Here is a 26,351-nt window from a genome sequence, read left to right as displayed (position 1 = left end):
CCATCCCGCGAACCACCCCGGTTCGATACGTTGGAGAAAGGCTCGACATGCCTATCTGGAAGATTCACGGAGACGGAAAGAATGTTCGACCGGGTGACGTCGTCGCGCCGAACGAACGGTTGAACTGGGGCCGCACCATCAGTCTCGGCGGCCAACATGTGGTGTCGATGTTCGGGGCCACGTTCGTCTTCCCCATCATCATGGGGCTCAATCCTCAACTCGCCATTCTGATGTCGGGCTTCTGCACCATCTTCTTCCTGCTCATGGTCAAGGGCCGCATCCCCAGCTACCTCGGCACGTCCGCGGTGTTCGTCGGCGGCGTCGCCGCCATCCGAGCGCAGGGTGGAACGTCGGCCGAGGTCACCGGCGCAATCCTGGTATCGGGTCTCGTCCTGGCTCTCGCCGGACTCGCCATCCACTTCATGGGCGGCGGCGTCGTGGTGCGGGTGCTGCCCCCGGTCGTCACCGGTGCGGTGGTCATGTTGATCGGCTTCAATCTCGCGCCTGTCGTCGCCAGCACCTACTGGCCACAGGACCAATGGGTCGCTCTCGCAGTGATGTTCGTGCTCATCGTCATGAGCGTAGCGTTACGCGGGTTCCTCGGACGGATCGCGATTCTGCTGTCGCTGGTGTTCGGGTACGCGCTGTCCTGGATCCTCGACCTCGTATCCGGGCCCATCACGTCCTACGACGCCACGGCCGGCGAGGTCACCGAGCACTTCCGCGTCAATTGGTCGGGTGTCGAGGCGTCGCAGTGGTTCGGGCTCCCGCCGTTCAGCGACGAGGCCAACGGCATCGTCGGCATTCACGCACCGTCGTTCAGCCTCGCCTTCATCGTTCTCGTCCTCCCCGGTGTCATCGCTCTGATCGCCGAAAATGCGGGGCACGTCAAGGCTGTCGCGGAAATGACCGGTGACGATCTCGACCCGATGATGGGCCGGGCACTCGCTGCCGACGGCATCGCAACGGTCATGGCCAGCTCGGTCGGTGGCTCACCGACGACGACCTACGCCGAGAACATCGGCGTCATGGCGGCGACCAAGGTGTATTCGACGGCGGCATACACGGCGGCCGGAATCATCGCCATGATCCTCGGATTCTCGCCGAAGTTCGGCGCGCTGATCTCGGCCACCCCCGGCGGCGTACTCGGCGGTATCACCGTCGTCCTCTACGGCATGATCGGTCTGCTGGGTGCCAAGATCTGGCGCGAGAACGGTGTCGACTTCGGCAACCCGCTCAACATGATGCCGGTTGCCGCGGGGCTGATCATCGCGATCGGCGACACCTCGCTCGTCTTCAGCGATTCGTTCTCGTTGAGCGGTATCTCCCTCGGCACGATCGTCGTCATAGGTCTCTACCACCTGTGCGCTCGCATTGCCCCGGCCCACATGAAGACACCGGTCGACGCGTCGCCTCGGCATCGATCCTCCTCTACCACAGCACGTTCCGACGGTAACGACGGAGACGGGGTTGTCGGCGAGGTCGACACCCTGAAGCCGTTGCGGTAACGAGCGATTGCAACACTGGGGCGTGACGTTTGTCACCTCTTGACGAAACACTTCCAGGCACAGGCAGGCAGGATCGGGATATGAAACCTTCTCCATTGAAATACCATCGGCCGCGGTCGATCGAGGAGGCGTGCCGGATCCTGGCCGAGGTCGACGGCAAGGTGCTGGCCGGCGGTCAGTCTCTCATTCCGATGCTGTCGATGCGCCTGGCCGCCCCCGGGAACCTGATCGACATCACCGGCATCGACGGTCTCGACGACATCACCGGGTCGACCGACTCGGGCGTCACGTTCGCGGCTCTGGCCACGCACGCGTCGCTCGCGTCGAACCGGGCTGCCGCCCGGACGCAGCCGTTGCTCGGACGGGCACTGCAGCTGGTGGCCCACGCGACCATCCGGAACCGTGGGACCACCGTTGGATCCATCGTGCATGCCGACCCGTCGGCCGAGATGCCCGCGGTCATACGGTTGCTCGACGGTTCGGTCACGGTGCAGTCCGTCCGCGGCCGCCGAGAGATCGCGGCGAAAGATCTGTTCCTCGGGCCGCTGGAGTCCTCGCTCGAAACCGACGAGATCGCGATCGCCGCAACGGTTCCCGCCGCCAAGTCCGGCGAGGGCACGGCCATCGACGAGGTTGCCCGCCGACACGGTGACTACGCGCTCGTCGGAGTCGCGGCCCGCGTCACTGTTGCCGACAACGCAGTACGCACCGCGCACGTCACCTATGTGTCCGCCGGAGAATTCGGCGAGGTCGTCGACTACACCGACGTCATCGGTGGGGCCGCCGTGTCCGACGCACGTGATCCGAAGTGGAACGCGTTGTCCGAGGACGCACGTCGACGCGTCGAGACCGAGTCCGATATTCATGCCACCGCGGCGTATCGATCCCAACTCGTCGCCGCACTCACCGCACGGGTGGTGATGGCCGCCGCAGTCGATGGCGCGTCCTCGATGTCCACTCACCCGCAGCACGCCGATTCCGGAGTGAACCACTGATGAAGACAACAGATATCGAACAGCACTTGGACGATCTGATGGCGGAGACCGGTGAACAACACCTACAGGTGACGTTCACCCTCAACGCAACCAAGCAGACGATCGTCGTCCCGGCCCGCACCCTCGCGTCGGACGCCATCCGCCACGACCTACGTCAGACCGGCACCCACGTCGGATGCGAGCACGGCGTGTGCGGCGCGTGCACCGTGCTTCTCGACGGCAAGCCCGTCCGGGCCTGCCTGATGCTCGCCGCCAGCCTCGAAGGGCAGACCGTCACCACGGTGGAGGGTCTCGTCGAGCCGGACGGCACTCTGCATCCCGTGCAGCAGGCCTTCAAGGACTGCCACGGTCTGCAGTGCGGTTTCTGCACACCGGGATTCGTCACGACGATCGCCGCGTTCCTCGAAGAGAACGACTCGCCGACGCAGGAGGAGGCCACCGAGGCCATCGCCGGCAACATCTGTCGGTGTACGGGCTATCAGAACATCAAGGCCTCGGTGCTGCGCGCTGCCGAGATCAAACGCGAACGGGCGGGAGAGTTTCCGCTCGGTCCCGACGACGAGTCGAGTCGTGCCGCACTCGACCGCAAGGTACGCGGATCCACCAGTCCCGTCGGCGGACGGATGGGCCGAGCATGAGCACCACGCGCACCGCACCGCCGCACACTCCCACCAACACCGCTCCCCTGTTCGGCCAGCCGCTGTCGCGGTCGGAGGACGAACGTCTGCTCAGCGGCAAGGGCAAGTATCTCGACGACCTCGGTCACGGTGCGCTGATCGCTGCCTTCGTGCGCTCCCCGCACGCACATGCACGCATCACCGCCATCGATATCGACGACGCGCTGGCCATGCCGGGCGTGCACGCGGTGTACACCTACGACGATCTCGAAGCGGACTCGGCCGAGATGGCCGAAGGGCTGCCGCTGTTGATCCCCCATCCGGCAATCGTGGCTCCGCGCAACGGCTTCCCGCTGGCCAAAGACGAGGTCAATCACGTCGGTGAGGCCATCGTCATGGTCATCGCAACGAATCGCTACGTGGCCGAGGATGCCTGTGCGGTCATCGACGTCCGCTACGACATCCTCGAACCCGTGGTGAGTATCGACACTGCACGCGTCGCGGCTCGACGAGTACACGACGACGTGCCGGACAACGTGGCCGCGCACCTGCAGCACGGTTTCGGAGACATCGACGCCGAACTGGCCGCTGCACCACACCGCATCACCCTCGACCTGAATATCGAGCGTTCGGCGGCGATGCCGATGGAGGGCAAAGGCGTCTACGCGCGCTGGGACAGTGACGAAGAGACGCTGACCTTCTGGTCGTCCACGCAGACCTCCACGTCGGTGCGCGCGGCCGTCGCGGCGCGACTCGGCATGGCGATGAACAAGATCCACTGCATCGCCCCGGATGTGGGTGGCGGCTTCGGCGTGAAGATCATGCACCCGTGGCCGGAGGAGGTGATGGTGACGTGGGCAGCCAGGCAGCTCGGCCGCGCCGGTATTTCCAACGAGGTCAAGTGGGTCGAGGACCGCCGCGAGCACTTCATCTCGAGTGCGCACGAACGTGCACAGGTCCAAGAGGTCACCCTCGGTTTCGACGACGAGGGACGGCTGCTGGCGTTCGACTTCACCGTCTGGCACGACAACGGTGCGTACTTGCCCTACGGCATCATCGTGCTGATCAACACCGCGACGCAGGTACTGGGGCCCTACAAGCCGGTCTCGTTCCGCTGCAACGGTTATTCGCTGTACACCAACACCGTCATCGTCATTCCGTATCGAGGAGCAGGCCGCCCGCAGGGTGTGTTCGCGATGGAACGCTCGATGGACGCCATCGCCGCGTACCTCGGCAAGGACCGGCTCGAGGTCCGCGAGAAAAACCTCATCAGGCCCGAGGAGATGCCCTACGACTTCGGATTGATGTTCCAGGACGGTCGACCGTTGATCTACGACACCGGCGATTACCAGGCCGGCATCGACAAGCTCAAGGCGCTGATCGACTGGGACGGCTTCCCCGAATACAAGAAGCAGGCTGCAGCGCAGGGCCGCACCGTCGGTATCGGTGTCGGTGCCTACGTCGAGGGCACCGGCCCCGGACCGTACGAGGGCGCGCACGTGCTCATCGAGAACTCGGGAAAGATCAAGGGCGCAACGGGGTTGACGACGCAGGGCCAGGGCCATCAGACGACGTTCGCGCAGATCGTCGCCGATGACCTGGGTGTCTCCATCGCCGACGTCGAGATCACCACCGGCGATACTCGTCGATTCGGTTATGCCGTCGGCACATTCGCCTCCCGTGGTGCGGTGATGTCCGGTTCGGCGTTCCACGTGGCCGCGCAGATGGTCGCCGAGAAAGCGAAGGTCATCGCCGGGCGTGCCCTCGATCTCGACCCCGTCGAGCTCGAATTGCGCGGGGGCTACGTCTGCAAGATCGGCACCGAACCCGGAGCAGAGGGCACGTCCATCTCCCTCGGTGTTGTTGCCGTACTGTCCAATCCGCTGCGTTATGCCTTCGACAAGGAGTCGAGGCAGGCCACCGGGTTCGCGAAGATGGACACCGACATGACGATCCCGCCGGTGCCGGAGGGCGAACAGCCGGGCCTCGAAGCCACCGGTTACTACTCTCCCCCGCGCTCGACGTTCGCGTCGGGCATCCACGCGGCGATCGTCGAGACCGATCCGGTGACGGCCGAGATCCACGTCGAGCGCTACGCGGTGGTGCACGACTGCGGCAACGTCATCAACCCCCGGATCGTCGAGGGCCAGATTCACGGCGGCGTCGCCCAAGGAATTGGCGGCGCGTTGTACGAGAAGATTGCCTACGACGAGCACGGGCAATTACTGAACGCCTCGTTCATGGACTTCCTGATGCCGTTCGTCACCGAAGTTCCCGAGACCATCGAGATGGACCACACCGTCACCCCGTCCGGGCTCAATCCGTTGGGCATGAAGGGTGCCGGCGAAGCCGGCGTCATCCCCACCAGCGCCGTCATCGCGGCCGCTGTCGAAGACGCCGAGGGCTTTTCGATCACCTCCATGCCCATTTCACCGTCCGACCTGTACGAGCTGCGGCTGACCCACGCGGTCGCTCAGACAACCGAGGAGATTTCATGAGAATCGCAGGAACCGCCACGCTGGCCGCACCTCCCGCCGAGGTGTACGACAGCATGCAGGACGGCCGGGTACTGGCCGCGACCATCCCCGGAGTGCAGTCGCTCGAGCAGTTGAGCGACGATCACTACAAGCTCTCGATCACCGCAGGCGTCGCAGCCATCAAGGGCACCTACGACGGTGAAGTGGTGCTCTCGCAACAGAATCGGCCCGAGTCGTTCGTCATGACCGCCTCCGGTGCCGGCGCACCGGGCACGGTGCGCGCCGACGTCACCATCAAGCTCGAGCCCACCGAGGGCGGCGGCACCATGCTCAGCTACGACGCTGACGCCGTGGTCGGCGGCATGGTCGGCGGGGTCGGTCAGCGCATGATCACCGGCGTCGCAAAGAAGATGGCCGGAGTGTTCTTCAACGGCCTCGACGGCGTAATAGCCAACGGGGTGCCGGAGGCCGCTGCTGCGCCCGCGGAGGTAACAGCCAGCGATTCCGGCACCACCCCCACTGCCCTGCCTGTCGCGGCCGGGCGCGCTGTGAGTGCCGGTGCACCCGTCGCCGCGCAGTCCGTCCGCAGCACCCTGCTGGCCGCCGCAGCCGGCGCAGGCTTCGCACTGGCCGGAGTCGTGTTGGGCGGACTGCTCACTCGCTCGTCCTGTCACCGGTAGCTCCGCGCCGTCACGGCTCACGACAACGGCCGCTCATCCCCACCATCGGGGTGAGCGGCCTTTGTCGTCGCAAGTACTGCCAATTCGACGCCGGTGCAGGGCGCGCGAAGCTCAAATGCTCGGCCGGAGTTTGGCACCTTGTGCCAAAGATACTGAGACGCAGAACGGGTCGAATGTGAGTACACGTCAGGTACCCGCCGATCCGATCAACGGACGCGTGGCCTACGAACCATATCGAGGAGGAAGCGTGGAACCACGAAAGATTCGGGTCGGTATCGACACCGGTGGCACATTCACCGACGTCGTGGCAGTGGACGAGGAGTCGGGAGCCATGGTGACCACCAAGACTCCGTCGACGCCGAGCGATCCGGCCGAGGGATTCCTGACCGGCATCGACAAGGTACTTCGCCAGCTCGGCGTATCCGGCGATTCGCTCAGCGCCGTCAGCCACGGCACCACCGTCGCCACCAACAAGCTGCTCGAAGGCAAGGTGGAGAACCTGGGGTTCATCACCACCGAGGGCTACGAGCACGTACTCGAGATCGCGCGGCAGTCGGTACCCGACGGCTACGGCAACTCCTACTTCTGGGTCAAGCCCGATCGCATCGTGCCCGCGCACCGCGTTCGTACCATCCGCGGCCGGCTCTCGTTCGATGGCAGCGAGATCCGCCCCCTCAACGACGACGATGTACGCGCGGCAGCAGCATTCTTCAAGGCCGAGGGCGTGAAGACCCTCGGCGTCTGCCTGGTGCACTCCTACGCCAACCCCGATCACGAGCAGCGCGTCCGCGACATCCTTCTCGAGGAATACCCCGAGGCGACGGTCTCCATCTCCACCGAGGTACTGCGTGAGTACCGCGAATTCGAGCGCGCCATCACCACATTGGTCGACGCGGCCGTGAAGCCGAACATTCGCAGCTACGTCAACAACATCGCGAACCGGTTGCGGGAGTTCGCCACCGAATCCGGTGATGCACGCGACGTGCCGTTCTACGTCATGAAGTCCAACGGCGGCGTCCTGTCCGCCAAAGAGGTTGTGCACCAGCCCATCACCACCGTGCTCTCCGGGCCGGCCGCCGGCGCGCTGGGTGCGGCCCTGGTGGCCAGCGCTGCAGGCGTCGAACAGGTGTTGACCTGCGACGGCGGCGGCACTTCCACCGACGTGACCGTCGTGGTCCGCGGCGAGCCCGCGCTCACCACCGAGGGACGCGTCGGCAACTACCCGTCGAAGATCCCGATGATCGACGTCGTCACCGTCGGCGCGGGCGGCGGCTCGATCGCCTGGATGACACCCGAGGGAACGCTGCGCGTCGGGCCACATTCGGCCGGTGCCGATCCCGGGCCCATGTGTTACGGAAACGGCGGCTCCGCGCCCACCATCACCGATGCCCACGTCCTGCTCGGCCGCATTCCTCCCCACCTGCTCGGCGGCGAGATCCCCCTCGATACTGACCTGGCACGCAAGGGCATCGAAGACCTCGCGCACCAGCTCTCGCTCGAAGTCGAAGCCTGCGGCACCGGCATCCTCGAAGTGTCCGCTTGGAACCAGGCGAATGCGCTACGGCAGATCTCGGTCAAGCGCGGACTCGACGTTCGCGACTTCACCCTTGTCACGTTCGGCGGCTCGGGCTCGTTGCTCGCCTGCCGCCTGGTGGACATCCTGGGTCTGAAAGACGTTCTGGTACCGCTCAATCCGGGCAACGTCTCGGCGTTCGGTCTGCTCACCGTCGATGTGCGCAACGACTACGTGCAGACGCACGTCAGTCGGCACGACCGACTGCGCGCGGAGGACCTGGAGTCGGAGCTGGCAGTGCTCGCTGCCCGTGCCGACGAGGCACTCGCCGGTGAAGGCTTCGCTCCCGAGGATCGTCGCTACGCACGCTCGGCCGACCTGCGCTACTTCGGTCAGGCCTTCGAGGTGCGCGTACCGATTGCCGACGGCGAGATCACCCAGGTGAGCATCGATCAGGCCGCCGAGGCCTTCCACGAAGCGCACCGTGAGCTGTACGGGTACGACTTCCGCGGCGATCAGAGTCAGTTCGTCGAGTGGGTCAACCTGCGGGTCAGCGGTATCGGCCCCATCAAGCGCCCCGTGCTGTCGGAGATCGCGGCCGGCATCGGAGCCGAAAGTGCCCGCACCGGAACGCGTCAGGCGTACTTCGACGGCTGGCACGAGACCGCGATCTACAGCCGTGCGGATCTCGGTGCCGGTGACACGATCACCGGACCGGCCGTCATCGAAGAATTCAGCTCCACCGTGCCGATCGATCCGGGCTTCTCCGCCCGCATCGACACGTTCGGCAACGTCCGCATCACCCGCACTCTCGACTCGAACGGAGCGAACTGATGACCGTCATCGACATGGTGAACAACAAGCCCTACCGGCTCTCTCCGGTCGACGCGCCTGCGCCTGATCCCGTTCTCGTCGAGATCGTGGCCGGCTACCTCGCAAGCGTCGAAATGGAAGTGGAGACGGCCATTTCGCGGACGTCGCGGTCCCCGATGATTCGTGACGCCCACGATTTCCGCGCCGGAATCCACGACCGCAATCTGCGCAAGCTGACGGGGCGTTCCTACTCCGCGCTGGTGCATCCGGTGGCTCGCGACTTCCCGCTCGAGACCATGAAGCCGGGTGACGTCTACTTCCACAACGACGTCTACCTCTCCGAGGGTGGCATCGGCCACCTGCCCGATCTCTGCGTCACGGTGCCGGTGTTCGCTACCAAGCCCGGCGACACAGAGCCGTCGGTCGTTGCCTTCGTGCAGGCCTTCGGCCATCACGACGACATCGGCGGCTGCTGCCCCGGCTCCATGCCGTCCGGTGCGACCACCGTGTACGAAGAGGGCCTGATGGTTCCGCCGATCAAGCTGTGGGATCAGGGCGTACCCAACCAGGCTGCGTTGACGATCATGACGCGCAATTCCCGGATGCCCGACGCGTTGGCCGCCGATCTCGACGCCGAATGCTCGGCGTGCCTCATGGGTGCCCGGCGGATGACGGAGCTGTACGAGCGCTACGGCATCGACACCGTCGAGGCGTGCTTCGACTCGATGATGGATGCCACCACCGAGATCTACCGTCGCGAGATCCTGAGCAAGATCCCCAAGGGTGAATACACCTGGGAGGACTACGCCGAGCACGACGGCGTCGACGAGCCCATGTTGCACGTTCAGCGCATCACACTCACCAAGACCGGTCCCGAGGACGAGCGCGGCGAGCGACTCATTCTCGACTTCACCGGCACCGGACCGCAGGCCAAGGGCCCGATCAACCACTGCGGTGATTACGCCGACGGCAACTTCCTCGCCAAATGGCTTGCGCCGGTGCTCCGCAACCTCGCGGACTCCCCCGAGCGTATGGCCGAGCTCGACGTCAACGAGGGCGTCATCCCGCTGATCGAGATGAAGTTCCCCGAAAAGGGCACGCTTATCACCCCGATCTTCCCGGCCCCGACCAATGCTCGGACGTTCGTCATCCTGCGTCTGCTCGGTGTGCTCGCCGGCGTCGTGGCAAAAGCTGTGGACGGCAACATGCCTGCCGATCAGGAAACCATCCGCTACACGGGCGTGTACGGCGACGACTTCGACGGCAACTCGTACCTCATGCGTGAGGTGCTCGGTGGCGGCTCCGGTGGACGGCATTACGCGGACGGTGAGGACACCATCCACGTCGTGCCCGATTCTCGGAACCTGCCCACCGAGTTCACCGAGAGCCGTTTCCCGTTCATCGTCGAAAAGCTGGGATTGGCCAAGGATTCCGGCGGTGCCGGACGCTACCGCGGCGGCCTCGGTTACGAGAAGCACATCCGGATGCTCAAGGATGCGCACTTCATGTCCATCGCCGACCGTTCGATTCTTGCGTGCTGGGGCGTCAAGGGCGGCAAGGCCGGCGGATCGTTCTCGGTAACGCTGAATCCGGGTCAGTCCAACGAGCGTGAGTTCGACGCGTTGACCGATGCCGAGCCGATCCTGGCGGGCGACACCATCCGTATCCGCACGACGGGTGGCGGCGGCTGGGGCGATCCGTTGGAGCGTCCCATCGAATCCGTCGAGCAGGACGTGCTGTGGGGCAAAGTCTCTCGCGAGTTCGCGGCCACGGACTACGGCGTCGTGATTGCCGAGGGCACAGCGACCGCGGATGTCGAGGCATCGGAGAAACTCCGCGCGGAGATGCGCAATGCACGCGGCCTCGATGAGCCGTTCTTCGATCGTGGGCCGGGCTACGAACGCCTCTCCGGTGGCGCGAAGTTCGCCGAGTACGACTTCATCGATCGCTGAGATTCACTGATGGAGCTCGATGTGTCCCGTGGCACCGACATCGCGATCGTCGGTGCCACGGGTAAGACCGGACGAGCCGTCGCAGATGCACTCGACGGCATTGCGCTGGTGCGGCGGCTGAGCCGTTCTGCGCCGGACTATCCGGTGGACCTGGAGACCGGTGAAGGCCTTGCCGAGGCCTTCACCGGGTGCCGTGGGGTGTATTTCATTGCACCCAATGTGCATCCGGACGAGCCGGCTCTAGTGTTGCGGGCGCTGGACGCGGCGGCGTCCGCCGGAGTGGACCACGTCGTCTACCACTCGGTGGCCTGGCCCTACAGCCCGAGGATGCCGCATCACATGGACAAGGCCCGCTGCGAGGACGATCTTCGTGCCTTCTGCAGTGCGCACGGAATGCACTGGACCATCCTGCAGCCCTGCGCCTATGCGCAGAACTTCGAGGCGGTTCTGGACGGGAACAGTAGCGATCTTGCTGTGCCCTACAGCCTGGACAGTAAGTTCTCGTTCGTCAGCCTCGACGATGTGGCCGAGGTGGCAGCCCGGATTCTGGTCGAAGGTGCGGACATTCACCACGGATCGACGTACGAACTCGGCGGACCGGAGATACTGAGCGTCCGAGACACGGTTCGTTTGGTCGAGACGATGACGGGTCGGGCGGTGTCGGTGGAGTCCATCGGTGTCGACGAGTGGATGAACCTTCACAGCACCGGATTGGGTACCGATGCGCAACAGCGTCTCTCGGCCATGTTCGAGTACTACAACGACCGCGATTTTCTTGCCAGCGGGGTTGTCACCGCTGCTTTGCTGGGTAGGTCGCCGACGCCGATGCGCGCTCTGATTCGCTAGGACGCATCGCCCCTCGGCGATCTCGCGACGCGTGATCGACTGTCGACGCGCACAATGTTCACAGTTCGTAGACGCCTAGGAGGAACCGTGACCGATACCGCACGCACCGATGAGTACTTTCTCGGCCTCGCCATCGAGCAAGCCCAGATCGGCTGGGAGGAAGGCGGCGTTCCGATCGGCGCGGCACTCGTCCACGACGGTGAAGTACTGGCGGTGGGACGGAATCGCCGGGTCCAGATGGACAGTGCAATCCGTCATGGAGAGACCGACTGCATCGAGCGCGCGGGCCGGCTGCCGGCGTCGGTGTACCGCAAGTCCGTCCTCTACACCACCCTGTCCCCGTGCTTCATGTGTGCGGGAACCGCTCTGCTGTACGAGATTCCGCGAATCGTCATCGGTGAGAACCGCTCGTTCGAGATGTCGGAGAGTCTGTTGCGCGAGCATGGGGTACAGCTCGACGTCGTGGACGACCCCGCCTGTCTGCAGCTCATGGAACGCATGTTGGAGGAGCGACCAGGCCTGTGGCTCGAAGACATCGGTGAGGAGGCATGAGCAACCGAGCCGATCACGAGTCCACCGCACAGAAGGCCGACGAACCGGTCGACCTGGACTATCCCGTCACGCCGGTTCCCCGCAGTGCCCGTAAGCCGTTCTTCTCGTTGGCCATCGTGCTGCTGGGGTTCACGATCTTCACGCCGACGATGCTGGCCGGTGCCGCACTCGGCACGGCGTTCAGTTTCTGGACGTTGATCCTGGTGATCGCCGCCGGCTCGGCGATCCTGGGTGCCTACGTGGCCATGATGGGATTTACCGGAGCGCGAACGGGTTTGACGACCGTGCTCATGGCGCGGTACAGCTTCGGCACTCGCGGGTCGAAGCTCGCGTCGTTGCTCCTCGGTGGCACCCAGGTGGGTTGGTACGGCGTTATCATCGGCACCATCGGTGAGCTCACCTCGCAGGCGTTGGGCTGGGAGTCCTATGCCGCACGTGCCGCCGTGATGATCGGCGCGAGCATCCTGATGTGCATCACTGCGTGCTACGGATACCGCGGGATGTATTGGGTCTCGGTCGTGTCGACGCCGTTGATCATCGCCCTGGCGTGTTGGGTGGTCTCTCGATCTCTCGACGAGGTCGGTGGGTTCTCCGGTCTGACGTCGATCGCACCCACAACGACCATGACGGTCACTCTCGCCATCACGACGGTCGTCGGCACCTTCGTCTCGGCGGGGACACAGGCGCCCAACTGGACTCGGTTCGCGCGATCCGGGTCGCAAGCGGCGTGGGCGTGCATCATCGGGTTTCTCGTCGGCAACGGAATGATGATTCTCTTCGGTGCGATCGGAGCGATCACCTTCGGTGAGGGCGACTTCGTTCTGGTTCTCTACAACCTGGGACTCGTCGGCTGGGGCTTGATCCTGCTGTTCGGCAACCTGTGGAAGAGCAACGCCGACACCGCATATGCCTTCGGAGTTGCCGGCGCAGAAATGTTTCGACATCCCCGCAAGGCACCGTTCATCATCGGCGGCTGCGCAATCGGAACCCTGCTCGCGCTCGTCGGCGTGCACAACCATCTCGTCGACTACCTGAGCCTGCTCGGCACTTTCATTCCCCCGTTGGGCGGTGTTCTCATCGGGGACTTCCTGTGCCGCTGGCGTCAGGGTATCCCCGAAGGACACACTCCCCCGCTCGTGCATTGGCGACATCTCGCGGTCTACGCCTTTGCCGCATTCCTCGCATGGTTGTCCGGGGAACTCGAATTCGGAATTCCGCCCTTGATCGGCATCATCGTCGCCATCGCACTGACGATGGTTCTGCATCGACGCGGCGCTGCGTCAGCAGATGGCTCCCTGGCCGCTTAGGGTTGTCGACACGACTGTCAACCCCGACGCCAGTGTTGGTCGAAAGAGGTGGCCGAAGCCGATGATCATCACCGGGCTGTTCTTCGCCGAGTACGCGCGAGTCAGCGAAGACATGCTCGACATTCTCGGCGGTGTCTGGGATACCTGCACGGTTCCTCGCGACACCCGCATGCTCGAATGCCGTCTAATCGCGCTGTTGCAGACGGGACCCGACGACATCGGCAAGGACTTCCCCGCGACACTCGAGGTGCTCGATGCGAACGGCGAACACATCGTCAATCAACGAGGCTTGCAAATCCCCGGCGCCGGCTTCACCGGCGAGAATCGATTCTGGTTCCTGCCGATGCAGATGGTCTTCCGGGACGAAGGACGGCACAACTTCATCCTCAGCGCCGGCGGGGCCACAGCGAGTGTCGGGCTTCGCATCGCCTTCGGCTGACGTCAGTTGTTGATCGTCTCCCGCGCGGCACCGCGCTCCACCACTCGACGAGCAGTTCGGGCCACAGCCTCGTCGATCAGAAATCCCTTGCTGTCGACGGCCACTCCTGAGGTGGCACGTTCCAAGTCGGCCAACAGTTGCTCTGCCTCGAGAACTTCCGACTCCGACGGCACGAACACCGTTCGCACAGGCCCGAGTTGAGCCGGATGAATACACGCACGCCCGACAAAACCGAGACCGGCCAAAGTGCGGGTATCGGCCTCGAACGCTTCGGCATCGCGGAAATTCCGCGACACCGCAGCAGGCGGTGGATCGATCCCCGCCGCGACGCTGGCCGCCACCACCTGAGCACGCACGAACGACAATGGCTCCGCCGAGCCGTCGACGCCGAGATCGGCGGCCAGGTCCACCTCACCGATCTGTAAAAACTTGACCCGAGGGGCACGGGCAATCTCGAGAGCGGCAAACACTCCGGCGGCCGTCTCGATCAGTGGCGAGACCACGACGCCGCTCGCACCGAGAAGTGCGTCGGCCTGCTCTATCTCCCGAGCAGACGACACCTTCGGCAACCAGATACCGGTCAGATTGGGGTGCAACACCGCGCGAATATCGCTCTCCTGCAACGCCCCAGGATTGACACGCACCCAGATCTGCACGTCACCCGGCTCGCAGGAGGCAACCCACGCGGCCACCGTCGCACGCGCATGGTCCTTGTTCGCCGCAGTGACGGCGTCCTCGAGATCCAACACCACCGCGTCGGTACCCGAATTCAGCGCCTTGTCGAACCGCTCCGGCACATCCCCCGGGACGTAGAGGTACGTCAGAGCGGTCCTCATCCGATGACGCCCGTGCCCGCGACGAGGGACTTCGCGATGACGGTGCGCATGATGTCGTTGGTGCCCTCACCGATGGCCATGAGAGGCGCATCGCGGTAGAGACGCTCGACGACGAACTCGGTGGAGTATCCGTAGCCACCGTGGATGCGCATCGCTTCGAGGCTGGCGGTAATGGCGGCCTCGGAGGCGAAGTACTTCGCCATACCGGCTTCCATATCCACTCGCTTACCCGAATCTGCCTGCGATGCAGCCCAGTACGTCATCAAGCGTGCGGCCTGCAGCTGGGTCGCGATGTCGGCAATCTTGAGCTGGATGGCCTGGAACTCGGCAATGGGCTGACCGAATGCGGTGCGCTGCTTGGCGTATTCGAGCGCAGCGTCGTAGGCAGCCTGCGCGATGCCGACGCTGCGGCCGGCGATGTTGAGACGGCCGATCTCGAGACCCGACAGTGCCTGCTGCAGACCGCGACCCTCGACGCCACCGAGCACTGCGTCGACGGGAACGCGTACGTCGGTGAACGTGATCTCACACGATTCGGTTCCCTTGTAGCCGAGCTTGCCCATGTCGCGCTGGACCTCGAACCCGTCGGTCGTGGTGTCGATCAGTAGCAGCGACATGCCCTTGTGCGCGGGAGTCGTGGTGGTGTCGGTTTTGACCAGTACCGGAAGCACATTCGCGTGTCGGGCATTGGTGATCCACGTCTTCGCACCGTTGACGACGTAGTGGTCGCCGTCGCGCTTGGCGGTGGTCTTGATGCCCTGCAGGTCGGTTCCGGCACCGGGCTCGGTCAGGCCGACTCCCGTGCGCCATTCACCGGTCGCAAGCTTGGGCAGCAGTGTCTTCTTCTGCTCGTCGGTACCGTGCTTGCCGATCATCCAGCACGAGAGGTTGTGGCTACCGAGAATTCCGGCGACACCCATCCATCCGCGGGCGAGTTCCTCGTACACCAAAGTGAACGAGACCTTGTCGAGGTCGAGGCCGCCGTACTCCTCCGGTGTTGTGATGCCGAACAGGCCCATGGCCTTCATGTGCTCGACGATCTCGGTGGGGTATCGGCCCGTCTTCTCCCACTCGTTGGCGACCGGGATGATTTCCTTGTCGACGAAGGTGCGCAATGCTTTGCGGAAGGCCGTCTGCTGCTCGTCGTACGTGAAGTCCATGATGATGTCCTGTCGATTGGGGTGTCGTCGATCGAAGTGTCACGGTGCCGGCGCGATGGCTGCGGCGAGGTCGAGGATGGCGGTCAAGTCGGTTTCGTCGATCAATCCGACAATGCGGTCGGAGAGCTCGGTGGCACGAGAGTCGTTGCCACAGTTGGCGAGAAACTTCTCCAGCAGACGGTCGTCGCTCAGAGGGAAACCGGCGGATCCCTGACTGCCGCCGACGGAGGCGTCGAGCACTCGCCCGTCGGTGAGGGTGAGAACGGCCCTGCCCGACGCGGCGGCCGCGGGAACCTCGGACGGGAGGTTCGTCACCCGCACCTTGCGGGCAGTGACGAGAACGTCCTCGCGCGCGATGGATTCGTCGGTGTAGGTGGAGACGGTGATCGCTCCGTCGTGCAGAAGCGCGGCCACACTCCAGGGCAGATCGAACTTGCCGTCGTAGGTGCTGCGCGGGGACGCGACCCCGGTGTTCGGGCCGCACACGAAAGGACTCGAATCGGGGTGCACGAAGACCTCGATGTCGGCGATCTCGCCTACGTGAACCGTATTGTCTGCGAGTGCTTCCGATACCGCGTCGAGCGTCACGTGCATCAGCTGGCAACTCGGATACGGCTTGATGCCGATGCGGGTGGCTTCCCACCTCGTCCCGAGCCCCTCCGTCAACGCCGCGAAGTTCGTCGGCCGATCGGTCAGCGCAGCGTAGATGCCGCGTCGACCTTCCAGAACCGACGATGGTCCCGTGGCACCGGCGGCAGCGAGCCGGGCGGCAAGCACACCGTTCATGCTCGCCGATCCGGGATGCAGCGCCTTGGTGTCGGCGTCGGTATCGAGAAACTCGAGCAGCCCCGAGCTGGACGACCCGGCGATGCCCAGGGCGTTGACCAGTGTTTCGGTGTCGAACTTCGAGAGGTGGCCGGCGACGAGCGCGGCTGTCAACGGTCCCACGGCTGCCGTCGCATGCACGCCCCGAGCGTGGAATCCGTGCGGACTGACTTCACCGAGGCGGCAGGCAGTTTCGAGACCGAGGGCGGCGGCGGTCAGCACGTCTGCACCAGAGGCCGATACCTGCTGCCCGACGGCGAATGCCGCAGGAAGAGATACGGCCGTCGCGTGGACCAGTGCGCCCGCATGCGTGTCGTCGAAGTCCAGGGAATGCAGCATCACCCCGGTCGCGAAGGCGGCTGCCGGTGCGGACAGGCCTCGGGTGCCGGTGAGAGGCCGCGCCTCTGGTGGGCCTCCGAGGGCGTTGGCCACTGTCCAGCCCGGTCGGCCGTAGCCGAGACGTTGGGCCGCAACGGTATTACCGACGCCATCGAGAAGGTGTCGCGCCGCCGAGTGCCGGACGTTCTCGGGCAGGTCGGCAACGGTCACACTCGATGCCCACTCTGCCAAGATCGTCGAACTCACGCCCGAACCTCGTCCTTCGCCGTACCGAAGGCACCCTCCGCCTTCAGTTTCGCGACGCGTTCGTCGTCGTAGCCCAGTTGGTCGCGCACGATGTCGTCGAAGTGCTCGTTGCGCTGCGGCGCTCGGCGGTACTGCTTGGCCTCGGAACCGAAGTTCACCGGTGAGGCAACCTGACGGACCGTGTTGTACACCGGGTGCTCGGTCTCCACCACGAGATTGCGTGCGAGCGTGTGAGGTTCGGTGAGTGCGTGCTCGACGTCGTTGATCGGACCTGAAGGCACCCCGGCAGGGCCGAGCTTCGAGAGCCAGTGATCGACGGTATTCGTGGCGAACACCTCTTCCAGGATCGGCAGCAGCACGTCCTGATGCTTGCCACGCAGCGAGAAGTTGCTGAACCGCGGATCGGCACCGAGGTCCGGGCGATCGATGGCGACGACGAGCCGGTCCCAGAACTTCTCCTTCGCGCAGCCGACGATGAGCCAACCGTCCGTCGCCTCGAAGGCCTGGAACGGCACCAGGGACGGGTGCGCCGAGTTCTTCGTACGGATCGGCTCGAAGCCGGCGTTGAGATGCCACGTCGCGGGATACGTGAGCAGAGACATCGCTGTGTCGTACAGCGAGACGTCGCAGTCACCGCCGATGCCGTCGCGCCGGGCTGCGTGCAGTCCTGACAGCAGCGAAATGGCGGCGACGAAGCCACCGGAGTAATCGACCAGCGACAGACCGGATTTGGTGGGCGGGCCGTCCGGGTCGCCGGTAACGCTCATCCAGCCGGCGAGACCCTGCAGGATGTAGTCGTAGCCAGGCTCTTTCGACCGCGGACCGGTCATGCCGAAACCGGTGAGACTGCAGCACACGATCGCGGGATTGAGATGCTTGAGCTGGTCGTAGGTGATGCCGATCTTCTCCGGCACGTCACCACGGAGGTTGGAGTAGACCGCGTCGCTGGTACGGACGAGGTCCTCGAACACCGCTCGGCCACTCGGGGTCGAAAGGTCCAGGGAGAGAGACCGTTTGTTGCGGTTGAAGCTCTCGAAGAACAGCGAGTCCTCGCCCTCGTTGTAGGGCGGCACGTAGCGTCCGACGTCGCCGCCGACGCTGGGGTCCTCGATCTTGATGACATCCGCGCCCAGATCGGCGAGGTGCAGGCTGCCGAACGGGCCTGCGCCGTACTGCTCGAGCGAGATGATGCGGACGTCTTCGAGTGGCCTCATGCGTCGGAATCCTTAGTCTGGGGAAGTTCGAGCGGGCCGTTCTGCGCTTCGGGGAAGTAGTTCTGCCCGATGCCGCTGTCCCGGGTGGCGACCATGACCGAGCGCTTCCACGAAATAACCTCGACGCCATCTTGATTGAGGCCGCGAGTGATCATCGAGACTATGCCGGCGTAGGGGCGTGATTCGGACTTACGCAGTCCGGTGCAGATGCTTTCGGCGTAGAGCGTGTCGCCTGCGTACACCGGGTGCGACATCTTGATGTCGGTGAAGGCGAGGTTCGAGATCGCGTTCTGGCTCATGTCGATCACCGAAAGTCCCAGTACCACAGAGACTGTGAAGCCGGAGTTGACGATGACCTTCCCATCGGTGATGGGGTTCTGCGATGCCAGGTGTGCGTTGAAATGGTTCTGGTTGGTGTTGAGCGACAGCAGCGTGATCCACGTGTTGTCGGTCTCCGTGATCGTCCGCCCGAAGGGATGTTGGTAGACGTCCCCCACGGTGTAGTCGTCGAAGAAGCGCCCCAGAACGGCCGGATGGATTGCCACCGTGTCTCCTCGTGTCGGTTTGGCGAGTGCCTTACCTAGACCATAAACATCAGACGTTTACGCCGTCAAGGGTTCGAGAAAACCGGTAATCAGCAGACTTCACTTGAATCGACTCGATAAAGAGCAGATGTTTATGGGTTGCGGAGTCGATCCATCTGGCGGTACGAGTCGCCGAGGTGGTCGAGATGCTTACGCATCAGATCCATCGCAGCCATCGAGTCACCGGACTCCACCACTTCGAGCAGTCCCCGGTGGTCGCTGTCGACGCATTGCCAGAACCCATCGGGTGCATGATCGCGGCCGAATCGGCCGGACAGGACACGGAAGACGGGAGCCGTGATGAGCTCGAGCAGGGGGTTGTGGGCTGCGCGCAGCAAGACGAGGTGAAATTCCTGGTTCTTGGCGAAGGTCTCGGGCCCCTGCACGTCGTTGGGGTCGAAGATCGTCGCGTTGAGCTGCTCGAGATGCTCGTCGGTGCGGCGGAACGCAGCGATGCCTGCGGCCGGTACCTCCATCAGGTTGCGCACTTCCATCAGCTGGTCGACGGTGACGGTCTCGGCGGCGGCCATCAGGGCCACACCGGTTTCCAGATGCTCACTGATGTGTCCGACGCTGGGGACGGCGACGAAGCTTCCTCCGGTCACTCCCCTGGTCGTCTCGATCAGGTTCTGACTGGCCAGGGACCGGAGAGCTTCACGAATGGTGCTACGGCCGACGCCGAACTCGGCGGTGAGCTCGGCCTCGCCAGGCAGCCGCTCCCCCGGTTGCAGCTCACCGGACAGAATGCGGCTCCGAAGATGGCCGGCGAGAACCGCATACGCGGGGACGCTCTTGGCGGTCGCCTTGAGCGGAGCCGATTGGGCCACGTCTTCCCCCTGATGTCGCTCGACTGTTTTTACTGACCGGTCGGCTCGAGCTTATCGTGGCCGACGCTCCGCGATGCAGAGATCGCACCCTTCGATACATCCGCCTTTTAGCGAGAAAACACGCAAATCGACTCCGGCGAGGACCGATATTTGGACAAAGCCGACGCAATACATCAGAGGTATTGCTTTTCCTTGCGATCACCCGCACTATGACTGAAGTCACCTCAGCAGTGACCCCACGACTTCGTAGGACACGCGGAGCACGCCTTCCCGCTCCCCTCGGGCACCGACAGAACGGACGCAGCATGAAACGCATTGGAGTCGACGTCGGCGGCACGTTCACCGACCTCGTCCTGTGGGACGACGACGGCACGGTCGTCGTGCACAAGACCCCGTCCACCAATCACGACCCCTCGATCGGCACGATGGACGGAATCAAGGTCCTCGCCGAACGCGCCGGGATCGACCCGTCCGAGATCGACATGTTCTTCCACGGCACCACCGTGGCCACCAACATCGTGCTCGAGCACAACGGTTGCGACGTCGGCATGATCACCACCGAGGGTTTCCGCGACTTGCTGCACATCGCGCGCAAGAAGCGTCCTCTCAATTACTCGAACTACCAGGATCTTCCGTGGCAGAAGTGGCAGCTCGTGCCACGGCGCAACCGGCGGGTGGTCCCGGAACGCATCGATGCCGCAGGAAATATTCTGACCCCGCTCGACGAAGATGCTGTGCGCGAACAGGTTCGCCTGCTGCGCGAGCGAGGCGTGCAGGCCATCGCCGTCGCATTCCTGCACGCGTACCGCAATCCGACTCATGAGCAACGCGTCAGAGCCATCATCGAGGAGGAGTTCCCCGGCGTCTTCATCTCCCTCTCCAGCGAGGTCGCGCCGCAATACCGAGAGTACGAACGCTTCTCGACCGCAGCACTCAACGCCTTCATCGGACCGAAGACCTCGAAGTACATCGAGAATCTCGCCGGCAAGGCCAAGGCCGCGCAGGTCGGCGAAGACGTGCACCTCATGACCTCGGCCGGCGGACTCGTCACTTCTCGCAGCGCCAGCGAAATCCCGGTCTCACTCCTGACCAGCGGTGTGGTCGCCGGCCTGCTCGGTGGCTGCGCCATCGGCAAAGCGTCCGGTTACCCCAGCGTCATCACACTCGATGTCGGCGGAACCTCCGCGGATGTCGGCGTGGCCCCGGACGGCGCGCTGCGCATGAAGCATCTGCTCGACACCCGAATCGGTGACTATCACGCGATGGTGCCGATGGCCGAGGTCGACACCATCGGTGCCGGCGGCGGATCCATCGCCGTGGTCGACGACGGCGGCATGTTCCGCGTCGGACCACGCAGTGCGGGTGCCGTTCCCGGACCGGCCTGTTACGGACACGGCGGCACCGAACCGACCTCCACCGACGCCATGGTGATGATGGGATGGCTACGCGAGAAGAGCTTCCTGTCCGGAACCATGGAGGTCAAGCCCGAGCTGGCGCGCGAAGCGATTCAGACTCACATCGCCGACAAGCTCGACACCCCTCTCGACGACGCCGCGATGGGCATCTTCAAGATCCTCGCCCATTCCATGACCGAGGCGATCAGCCTGCACTCGGTGCGCAAAGGCTATGACCCGCGCGACTTCTCACTGATCGCCGAAGGTGGCGCTGGTCCGCTGTTCGCCTGGCAGATCGCCGACCAGCTCGGCATTCCCCGGGTGATCGTGCCCGGTCACCCCGGCATCACTTCCGCCGTCGGCCTGCTCACCACCGACATCCGCTACGAGGAGCCGACGACGGTGTGGACGTCGTCTGCGGACCCGAACATCGAACTGCTGCAGGAGCAGGTCGAGCGTCTGTCTGCCCTCGCCGTCGCGCAGCTCGAGAAGGACGGTGTTGCGGCCGAGAACATTTCGCTCGAACGCAGCGTCGACTGCCGTTACGTCGGCCAGGGCTACGAATTGCGCGTCGCTGCGCCGGACGGCGAGATCGACGACGTGTGGGTCAAGACCGTCGCGGAGGCGTTCCACGAAGTGCACGGCCGCACCTACTCACAGCGGTTCGACGACAAGCCCGTGCAGCTGATCAACGTCCGTGTCACCGGTGTGGGTGCGGTCCCGCACGTGCAGATCGCCGACATCGCCGTGGGTACCGCCGACTCCTCGGCCGCGATCAAGACGACCACCCAGGCGCTGTTCTGGCAGGACGATACGTCCGCGCCGCAGTGGGTGGACACCCCGGTCTACGAGCGGTCGTTGTTGTTGGCGAACAACGAGATCGACGGTCCTGCGATCGTCGAGCAGTTCGATTCCACCACGATCATCGGCATGAATCAGCACGCCACCGTCGACGCCGTCGGCCACATCATCATCGAGAGGAACCCCGCATGAGCAAGGCGCTGATGCCCACCACCGGAGTGTCACTGGCGGGCGAATCCACTCGAACCTGGAACGACGTCGAGGTCGATCCCATCACGCTGCGCGTCATCGGCGGAGCCCTGCAGTCGATGGCCAAGGAGATGGCCCAGGTGCTCTACCGCATGGCGTACTCCTCGCTCATCCGCGAGTCCGAGGACCTCGGCGCGGGCATCTTCGACATCAACGGTCGTGAACTGTGCGAATCGGATTCGACTCCGATGCACTGTGGTTCGATTCCCGCCTACATCAAAGGGGTCAACCGTCGCCTCGCCGGAACGTACAAGCCCGGAGATGTGGTGCTGCACAACCATCCGTACCACGGTGCGGCTCACTCCCCCGATTACGGCGTGATCATTCCGATCTTCTGGCAGGGCGAGCACATCGGCTTCGCCGGGTGTACCGGTCACGTGTCCGACGTCGGCGGCAACTTCCCCGGCCTCTGCATGGATGTCGTCGACGTGTGGGCCGAGGGCAAGTTGATGGACTCGATGAAGATCTACGAGGCCGGGGTCCGCAACGACTATCTGATTCAGCACATCCTCGACAACGTCCGCACACCGGAGCAGAACCGCGGCGACCTCGAAGCGTTGATCGCGTGCTCGCGGATCGGGGAGAAACGATTCACCGAGCTCCTCGAGAAGTACGGCCTCGACACCGTGATGAGCGCGGGCGAGCGCTGGATGGACTACTCCGAATCCATGCTGCGTAAAAAGATTCGCGAGATTCCCGACGGCAGCTACACCGCGCCCATCGGCTACCTCGACGACGACGGTAAGAACCGCGACGAACCGCTCAAGGTGGCCGTGCGGGTGCAGGTCGAAGGCGAGGACATTCTCATCGACCTCACCGGCTCGAACAGCCAGGTGCCCACCGCGTTCAACGTCCCGTTCGAGGGTTCGGTTCTACCGGTGGCCGTCTCGGCCATTCGCACGATTCTGCTCGACGAGGACCTGACCGAGGAATTCGTTCCCCAGAACGACGGGTGCTTCAGGCCCGTCAAGGCCTATGCCCCCGAGGGCACGATCTTCAACCCGGACTTCCCCGCGTCGTGCTTCGCGCGATTCTCGCAGGTGAACCGGGTGTTCGACTCGATCAATCTCGCTCTGGCCCCGGTACTTCCGGATCACGCCATCGCGGGATCGTCCGCCGCTCTGTGCGCCATCGCCTATTCCGGCATCGCGCCGGACGGCGAATCCTATTGGGTCTACATCGAAATCAACGAGGGCTCCTACGGTGGCCGCAACGGCAAGGACGGCATGGACGCCGTCGACGCCCTGATGGCCAACACGCGTAACAACCCCATCGAGGAGCTCGAGCTCAACCACGCCATGCGCGCGTTGCGTTACGAGCTGCGCGACGAGGCTCCCGCACCCGGCAAGTGGCGCGGCGGTATCGGCAGTGTGCGCAAGTGGTTGATGGAGACCGATACGTTCCTCGGTTCCGAGGCCGACAACCGATCGGACCCACCGGCCGGAGCCCTCGGTGGACACAACGGTGTGTCCGGCTCGTTCACCAGGAACGCCGGAACCGACCGCGAGGAAGTGTTGTACTCCAAGGTCACTCAAGAGACGATTCGTTCCGGTGAGACGCTGGAGATCAAGCTGCCCTCGGGCGGTGGCTTCGGAAACCCGTTCGAGCGTGATCCCTTCCAGGTACTCAGCGACGTCTGGGACGAGTACCTCACCGAGGACGATGCTCGACGCGACTACGGTGTGGTCGTGAACACCGATTCGTGGACGGTAGACGAGGACGCGACGGCCGAGCTGCGCGCCCGGAGCACAGCCTGATCGAGGACGGGACCTTCGGCGGTGTCCTCCGGTGGATCGACGACCGGAACGACACCCCGGGGCCCCTGTCCGGCCTGCGCATCGGCGTCAAGGACAACATCGACGTGGCCGGCGTCGAGACCACCTGCGCGTCGGAGTTCTTCGAGCACAACATTGCCGACGCTGATGCGCAGGTAGTGACCCGGCTGAGACGCGCAGGCGGGTCGGTGGTCGCGAAACTGAACATGGCCGAGTTCGCCGTCGGCGTCACCTCGCAGAACTCGGCCGCAGGCCCGTCTTACAACCCGTGGAATCGCACTCGGGTGCCCGGCGGATCGAGCGGCGGTTCGGGGATTGCCGTCGCCGCCGGACTGGTCGACGCGTCCCTGGGCACCGACACCGGCGGGTCGGTGCGCCTCCCCGCCGCGGCATGCGGAATCACCGGTCTACGCCCGAGCTGGGGATCGATCAGCAACGACGGCGTGTTCCCGGTGAGCGAGCAATTCGACACCGTCGGCCCGATGGCAGGGTCGGTCGCAGAGGTAAAGGCGCTGTTCGACGTCCTGTCCGCCAGCCCATCCGAGCCCTCGAAGGTGACGCGCATCGGTGTGCCCACCGTGTTCCTCACCGCAGACGTGGATCCAGGCGTCGCGCAGACCGTCGCAGCTGCGGTGCGCACGTTCACCGAACTGGGGTACGAGATCGTCCCCATCGAGTTGGGGCATGCCGCCGATGCTCAGGACATCGTCTACACGATCGTCTACAGCGACCTCGCTCGCCGCCATCGGCACCGGCTCGACACCGAGCCCTCTCGTTTCCAAGCCGCGACCTACGAGCGAATAAGGTTGGGCCTGAGCATCTCCGAGTCCGAACGTGCCCGTGCATTCGCCGGCCGCGATCGGTTCCGTCAGGCCATGACCGCCACGTTCGAGACCGTCGACGTGGTGTTGAACCCGGCCATGCCCGTCGATGTTCCCCCGAGGGACGGGGGCGACGACGTGGTTGCGCTCTCACGCCGGATGGGACAATTCACATACCCGTGGTCGTTGCACGACGGCCCGACGCTGGCTCTGCCGGTCGGGTTTCACCCGACCTCGGGCATGCCGGTGGGAGCGCAACTCACCGCTGCGGCGCACCGTGAGAGCGCGTTGTTCGGCGTCGGCGAGCGCTATCAGTCGGTGACCGACTGGCATCGGGCGACACCACTGCATACATCTGATCTTTAACCCGCGCCGAACGGTCAATCAACGGCATTGTCCGTATTTACCTCACCTTGACGCCTAAAACGTCTTATGTTTAAGTGGTTAGTAGCTGTTACGTACGTCTCACTACGGGTGGGCCTGCGACAGCCGACACTCCGACTTCGGCACCGTCACGCCGATCAGCAAGCGAGGACGCAGATGCATTTACGCCGAATCACCTCGATCATGACAGCAGTGGCGCTATCCGGCGCGCTGGTGGCATGCGGATCGAACCCCGGCCCCGACGCGGACCCCGCCAATCCGGTCACGATCGATGTCACCGTCTCGGCAGCGGCCGAAATCTACAGCATCCCTTGGCTTGTCGCACAGAAGCAAGGACTGTTCGAGAAGCACGGCGTGATCGTCGAGAACATCGTTCCGGGCAAGGGCGGCAGCGCGACCATGCGCACGCTGCTCGACGGCAACATCCCCATCGGTGAGGTCAGCTACCCGTCGATCGTGCAGGCGGACGCAGCCGGCTCCGAACTGCGCATCGTCGGCGGCGGCACGCAGGGGCCGTACCCGATGAACTTCTACGCACTCGCCTCCAACACCAACATCAACTCCATCGAGGACGTCCGCCGGTGGGCCTACACCCGGCCCAACTCGGCGTCCGATGCTCTGACGCGTCTGCTTCCCTCCGTTGCAGGCGTCGACCCGAGCCGGATCGAGCGGGTTGCCTCCGGCGGAATCGGCGAGGGCTTCGCACTACTCGAAGCCGGCAACGTCGATATCGCGCTCGTTCCCTCCATCGTCGCCGAACAGCGGCCGGAGGATTTCAAGCTGATCGTCAGCAGCCCCGACTACATGTCGCGGTTCCTGCAGTCGACGATCACCACGACCAAGGATTACGCCGCGAGTAATCCCGGTGTCGTACGGGCCATCAATGCCGGTTACACCGAGGCGGTGGCGTCCATCAAGGCCGATCCTGTTGCGGCCGCGCAGATCTACGCGGACTACACCGGCTTCGATGTGGAGTCGGCGACCGCGGTGGTCGAGCGTGCATCCTCGGTCGACACCTGGGGCGGCGGCTTCGACACCGCGTCGGTCGAATCCGCCCAGGACGGCGTCGAAGCGTCCGGCAGCGATCGAGTACCCAATTTCTGCACCCTGTTCGACCCGGACTTCCTCGCCGCGGGAGTAGAGACCGACGTTCCCGGCGACTGCGACTCCTGACAACAATTTCCCACCACCAGAAGG

Annotated in this window: 21 protein-coding genes; 15 read left to right on the top strand and 6 right to left on the bottom strand. The window is 64.4% G+C overall.

Translation table 11 applies throughout. From position 1 onward, the window contains the following. Nucleotides 1-47: 47 nt before the first annotated feature. The 11 genes from E4P29_RS17055 to E4P29_RS17005 all read left to right on the top strand — a co-directional run bounded on the left by E4P29_RS17055 (nucleotide 48) and on the right by E4P29_RS17005 (nucleotide 13,699). Nucleotides 48-1,508, top strand: a complete 1,461-nt coding sequence (locus E4P29_RS17055) for a solute carrier family 23 protein (RefSeq protein ID WP_135046387.1) — start codon at nucleotides 48-50, stop codon at nucleotides 1,506-1,508. Between the two features lie 80 nt (nucleotides 1,509-1,588). Next, nucleotides 1,589-2,503: an FAD binding domain-containing protein gene (locus E4P29_RS17050; RefSeq protein ID WP_135046386.1), complete on the top strand. Its 915-nt coding sequence runs from the start codon at nucleotides 1,589-1,591 to the stop codon at nucleotides 2,501-2,503. Next, entirely contained in the window at nucleotides 2,503-3,141 is a 639-nt protein-coding gene (locus tag E4P29_RS17045) for a (2Fe-2S)-binding protein (protein WP_135046385.1), read from the top strand. Before E4P29_RS17050 ends, E4P29_RS17045 begins: the two co-directional genes overlap by 1 nt. Continuing rightward, entirely contained in the window at nucleotides 3,138-5,618 is a 2,481-nt protein-coding gene (gene cutA, locus E4P29_RS17040) for an aerobic carbon-monoxide dehydrogenase large subunit (RefSeq protein WP_135046384.1), read from the top strand. Before E4P29_RS17045 ends, cutA begins: the two co-directional genes overlap by 4 nt. Next, nucleotides 5,615-6,277 carry a carbon monoxide dehydrogenase subunit G gene (locus E4P29_RS17035; RefSeq protein ID WP_135046383.1) on the top strand — a complete coding sequence of 221 codons (663 nt, stop codon included), beginning with the start codon at nucleotides 5,615-5,617 and terminating at the stop codon, nucleotides 6,275-6,277. The genes cutA and E4P29_RS17035 overlap by 4 nt, the downstream gene beginning before the upstream one ends. Nucleotides 6,278-6,524: 247 nt before the next feature. Continuing rightward, nucleotides 6,525-8,624 carry a hydantoinase/oxoprolinase family protein gene (locus E4P29_RS17030; RefSeq protein ID WP_135046382.1) on the top strand — a complete coding sequence of 700 codons (2,100 nt, stop codon included), beginning with the start codon at nucleotides 6,525-6,527 and terminating at the stop codon, nucleotides 8,622-8,624. A gap of 14 nt (nucleotides 8,625-8,638) precedes the next feature. Then, nucleotides 8,639-10,555: a hydantoinase B/oxoprolinase family protein gene (locus tag E4P29_RS17025; RefSeq protein ID WP_245154382.1), complete on the top strand. Its 1,917-nt coding sequence runs from the start codon at nucleotides 8,639-8,641 to the stop codon at nucleotides 10,553-10,555. 9 nt (nucleotides 10,556-10,564) lie between these two features. Next, nucleotides 10,565-11,401, top strand: a complete 837-nt coding sequence (locus E4P29_RS17020; protein ID WP_135046380.1) for an NmrA family NAD(P)-binding protein — start codon at nucleotides 10,565-10,567, stop codon at nucleotides 11,399-11,401. A gap of 87 nt (nucleotides 11,402-11,488) precedes the next feature. Then, on the top strand, nucleotides 11,489-11,953 hold the full coding sequence (locus tag E4P29_RS17015) for a nucleoside deaminase (protein WP_245154376.1): 465 nt from the start codon (nucleotides 11,489-11,491) through the stop codon (nucleotides 11,951-11,953). Further along, entirely contained in the window at nucleotides 11,950-13,260 is a 1,311-nt protein-coding gene (codB, locus tag E4P29_RS17010; protein WP_135046378.1) for a cytosine permease, read from the top strand. The genes E4P29_RS17015 and codB overlap by 4 nt, the downstream gene beginning before the upstream one ends. A 61-nt stretch (nucleotides 13,261-13,321) precedes the next feature. Next, the gene (locus E4P29_RS17005; protein ID WP_135046377.1) at nucleotides 13,322-13,699 is read left to right on the top strand and encodes a hypothetical protein; all 378 of its coding nucleotides are present in this window, start codon (nucleotides 13,322-13,324) and stop codon (nucleotides 13,697-13,699) included. Between the two features lie 2 nt (nucleotides 13,700-13,701). Here the strand turns inward: E4P29_RS17005 and E4P29_RS17000 are convergent, their stop codons facing one another. The 6 genes from E4P29_RS17000 to E4P29_RS16975 all read right to left on the bottom strand — a co-directional run bounded on the left by E4P29_RS17000 (nucleotide 13,702) and on the right by E4P29_RS16975 (nucleotide 19,730). Beyond that, the gene (locus tag E4P29_RS17000; protein WP_135046376.1) at nucleotides 13,702-14,535 is read right to left on the bottom strand and encodes a CoA ester lyase; all 834 of its coding nucleotides are present in this window, start codon (nucleotides 14,533-14,535) and stop codon (nucleotides 13,702-13,704) included. Continuing rightward, entirely contained in the window at nucleotides 14,532-15,695 is a 1,164-nt protein-coding gene (locus tag E4P29_RS16995; RefSeq protein ID WP_032384865.1) for an acyl-CoA dehydrogenase family protein, read from the bottom strand. Before E4P29_RS16995 ends, E4P29_RS17000 begins: the two co-directional genes overlap by 4 nt. Before the next feature lie 39 nt (nucleotides 15,696-15,734). Beyond that, nucleotides 15,735-17,105, bottom strand: a complete 1,371-nt coding sequence (locus tag E4P29_RS16990; protein WP_135046375.1) for an MmgE/PrpD family protein — start codon at nucleotides 17,103-17,105, stop codon at nucleotides 15,735-15,737. Beyond that, complete coding sequence (locus tag E4P29_RS16985) at nucleotides 17,102-18,319, bottom strand: CoA transferase (protein WP_094623204.1); 1,218 nt, start codon at nucleotides 18,317-18,319, stop codon at nucleotides 17,102-17,104. The genes E4P29_RS16990 and E4P29_RS16985 overlap by 4 nt, the downstream gene beginning before the upstream one ends. Next, the gene (locus tag E4P29_RS16980; protein WP_032368993.1) at nucleotides 18,316-18,864 is read right to left on the bottom strand and encodes a MaoC family dehydratase; all 549 of its coding nucleotides are present in this window, start codon (nucleotides 18,862-18,864) and stop codon (nucleotides 18,316-18,318) included. Before E4P29_RS16980 ends, E4P29_RS16985 begins: the two co-directional genes overlap by 4 nt. 131 nt (nucleotides 18,865-18,995) lie before the next feature. Beyond that, entirely contained in the window at nucleotides 18,996-19,730 is a 735-nt protein-coding gene (locus E4P29_RS16975; RefSeq protein ID WP_135046374.1) for a FadR/GntR family transcriptional regulator, read from the bottom strand. A 305-nt stretch (nucleotides 19,731-20,035) separates the two neighbouring features. Here E4P29_RS16975 and E4P29_RS16970 point away from each other — a divergent pair, with 305 nt between their 5' ends. From E4P29_RS16970 to E4P29_RS16955, 4 genes are all read left to right on the top strand, one after another. Continuing rightward, on the top strand, nucleotides 20,036-22,117 hold the full coding sequence (locus E4P29_RS16970) for a hydantoinase/oxoprolinase family protein (RefSeq protein ID WP_135046373.1): 2,082 nt from the start codon (nucleotides 20,036-20,038) through the stop codon (nucleotides 22,115-22,117). Further along, nucleotides 22,114-23,931 (top strand): hydantoinase B/oxoprolinase family protein, encoded by a 1,818-nt coding sequence (locus tag E4P29_RS16965; RefSeq protein WP_135046372.1) that lies wholly within the window; start codon nucleotides 22,114-22,116, stop codon nucleotides 23,929-23,931. The genes E4P29_RS16970 and E4P29_RS16965 overlap by 4 nt, the downstream gene beginning before the upstream one ends. Continuing rightward, the gene (locus tag E4P29_RS16960; protein ID WP_245154375.1) at nucleotides 23,877-25,136 is read left to right on the top strand and encodes an amidase; all 1,260 of its coding nucleotides are present in this window, start codon (nucleotides 23,877-23,879) and stop codon (nucleotides 25,134-25,136) included. Before E4P29_RS16965 ends, E4P29_RS16960 begins: the two co-directional genes overlap by 55 nt. 174 nt (nucleotides 25,137-25,310) lie before the next feature. After that, entirely contained in the window at nucleotides 25,311-26,327 is a 1,017-nt protein-coding gene (locus E4P29_RS16955) for an ABC transporter substrate-binding protein (protein WP_135046371.1), read from the top strand. The last annotated feature ends 24 nt before the right edge of the window (nucleotides 26,328-26,351 follow it).

The organism is Rhodococcus sp. 1R11 (assembly GCF_004563845.1).
Taxonomy (GTDB): domain Bacteria; phylum Actinomycetota; class Actinomycetes; order Mycobacteriales; family Mycobacteriaceae; genus Rhodococcoides.
Note: the sequence above shows the minus strand (reverse complement) of the source record. Positions and strands in the feature narration are given on the sequence as shown.

Coding starts and splice junctions, on each gene's coding strand:
- E4P29_RS16985 (WP_094623204.1), bottom strand. CDS start 18,319: ATGAGGCCACTCGAAGACGTCCGCATCATCTCGCTCGAGCAGTACGGC.
- E4P29_RS17005 (WP_135046377.1), top strand. CDS start 13,322: ATGATCATCACCGGGCTGTTCTTCGCCGAGTACGCGCGAGTCAGCGAA.
- E4P29_RS17045 (WP_135046385.1), top strand. CDS start 2,503: ATGAAGACAACAGATATCGAACAGCACTTGGACGATCTGATGGCGGAG.
- E4P29_RS17000 (WP_135046376.1), bottom strand. CDS start 14,535: ATGAGGACCGCTCTGACGTACCTCTACGTCCCGGGGGATGTGCCGGAG.
- E4P29_RS17050 (WP_135046386.1), top strand. CDS start 1,589: ATGAAACCTTCTCCATTGAAATACCATCGGCCGCGGTCGATCGAGGAG.
- E4P29_RS17020 (WP_135046380.1), top strand. CDS start 10,565: ATGGAGCTCGATGTGTCCCGTGGCACCGACATCGCGATCGTCGGTGCC.
- E4P29_RS17055 (WP_135046387.1), top strand. CDS start 48: ATGCCTATCTGGAAGATTCACGGAGACGGAAAGAATGTTCGACCGGGT.
- codB (WP_135046378.1), top strand. CDS start 11,950: ATGAGCAACCGAGCCGATCACGAGTCCACCGCACAGAAGGCCGACGAA.
- cutA (WP_135046384.1), top strand. CDS start 3,138: ATGAGCACCACGCGCACCGCACCGCCGCACACTCCCACCAACACCGCT.
- E4P29_RS17035 (WP_135046383.1), top strand. CDS start 5,615: ATGAGAATCGCAGGAACCGCCACGCTGGCCGCACCTCCCGCCGAGGTG.
- E4P29_RS16995 (WP_032384865.1), bottom strand. CDS start 15,695: ATGGACTTCACGTACGACGAGCAGCAGACGGCCTTCCGCAAAGCATTG.
- E4P29_RS16955 (WP_135046371.1), top strand. CDS start 25,311: ATGCATTTACGCCGAATCACCTCGATCATGACAGCAGTGGCGCTATCC.
- E4P29_RS16965 (WP_135046372.1), top strand. CDS start 22,114: ATGAGCAAGGCGCTGATGCCCACCACCGGAGTGTCACTGGCGGGCGAA.
- E4P29_RS17025 (WP_245154382.1), top strand. CDS start 8,639: ATGGTGAACAACAAGCCCTACCGGCTCTCTCCGGTCGACGCGCCTGCG.
- E4P29_RS16970 (WP_135046373.1), top strand. CDS start 20,036: ATGAAACGCATTGGAGTCGACGTCGGCGGCACGTTCACCGACCTCGTC.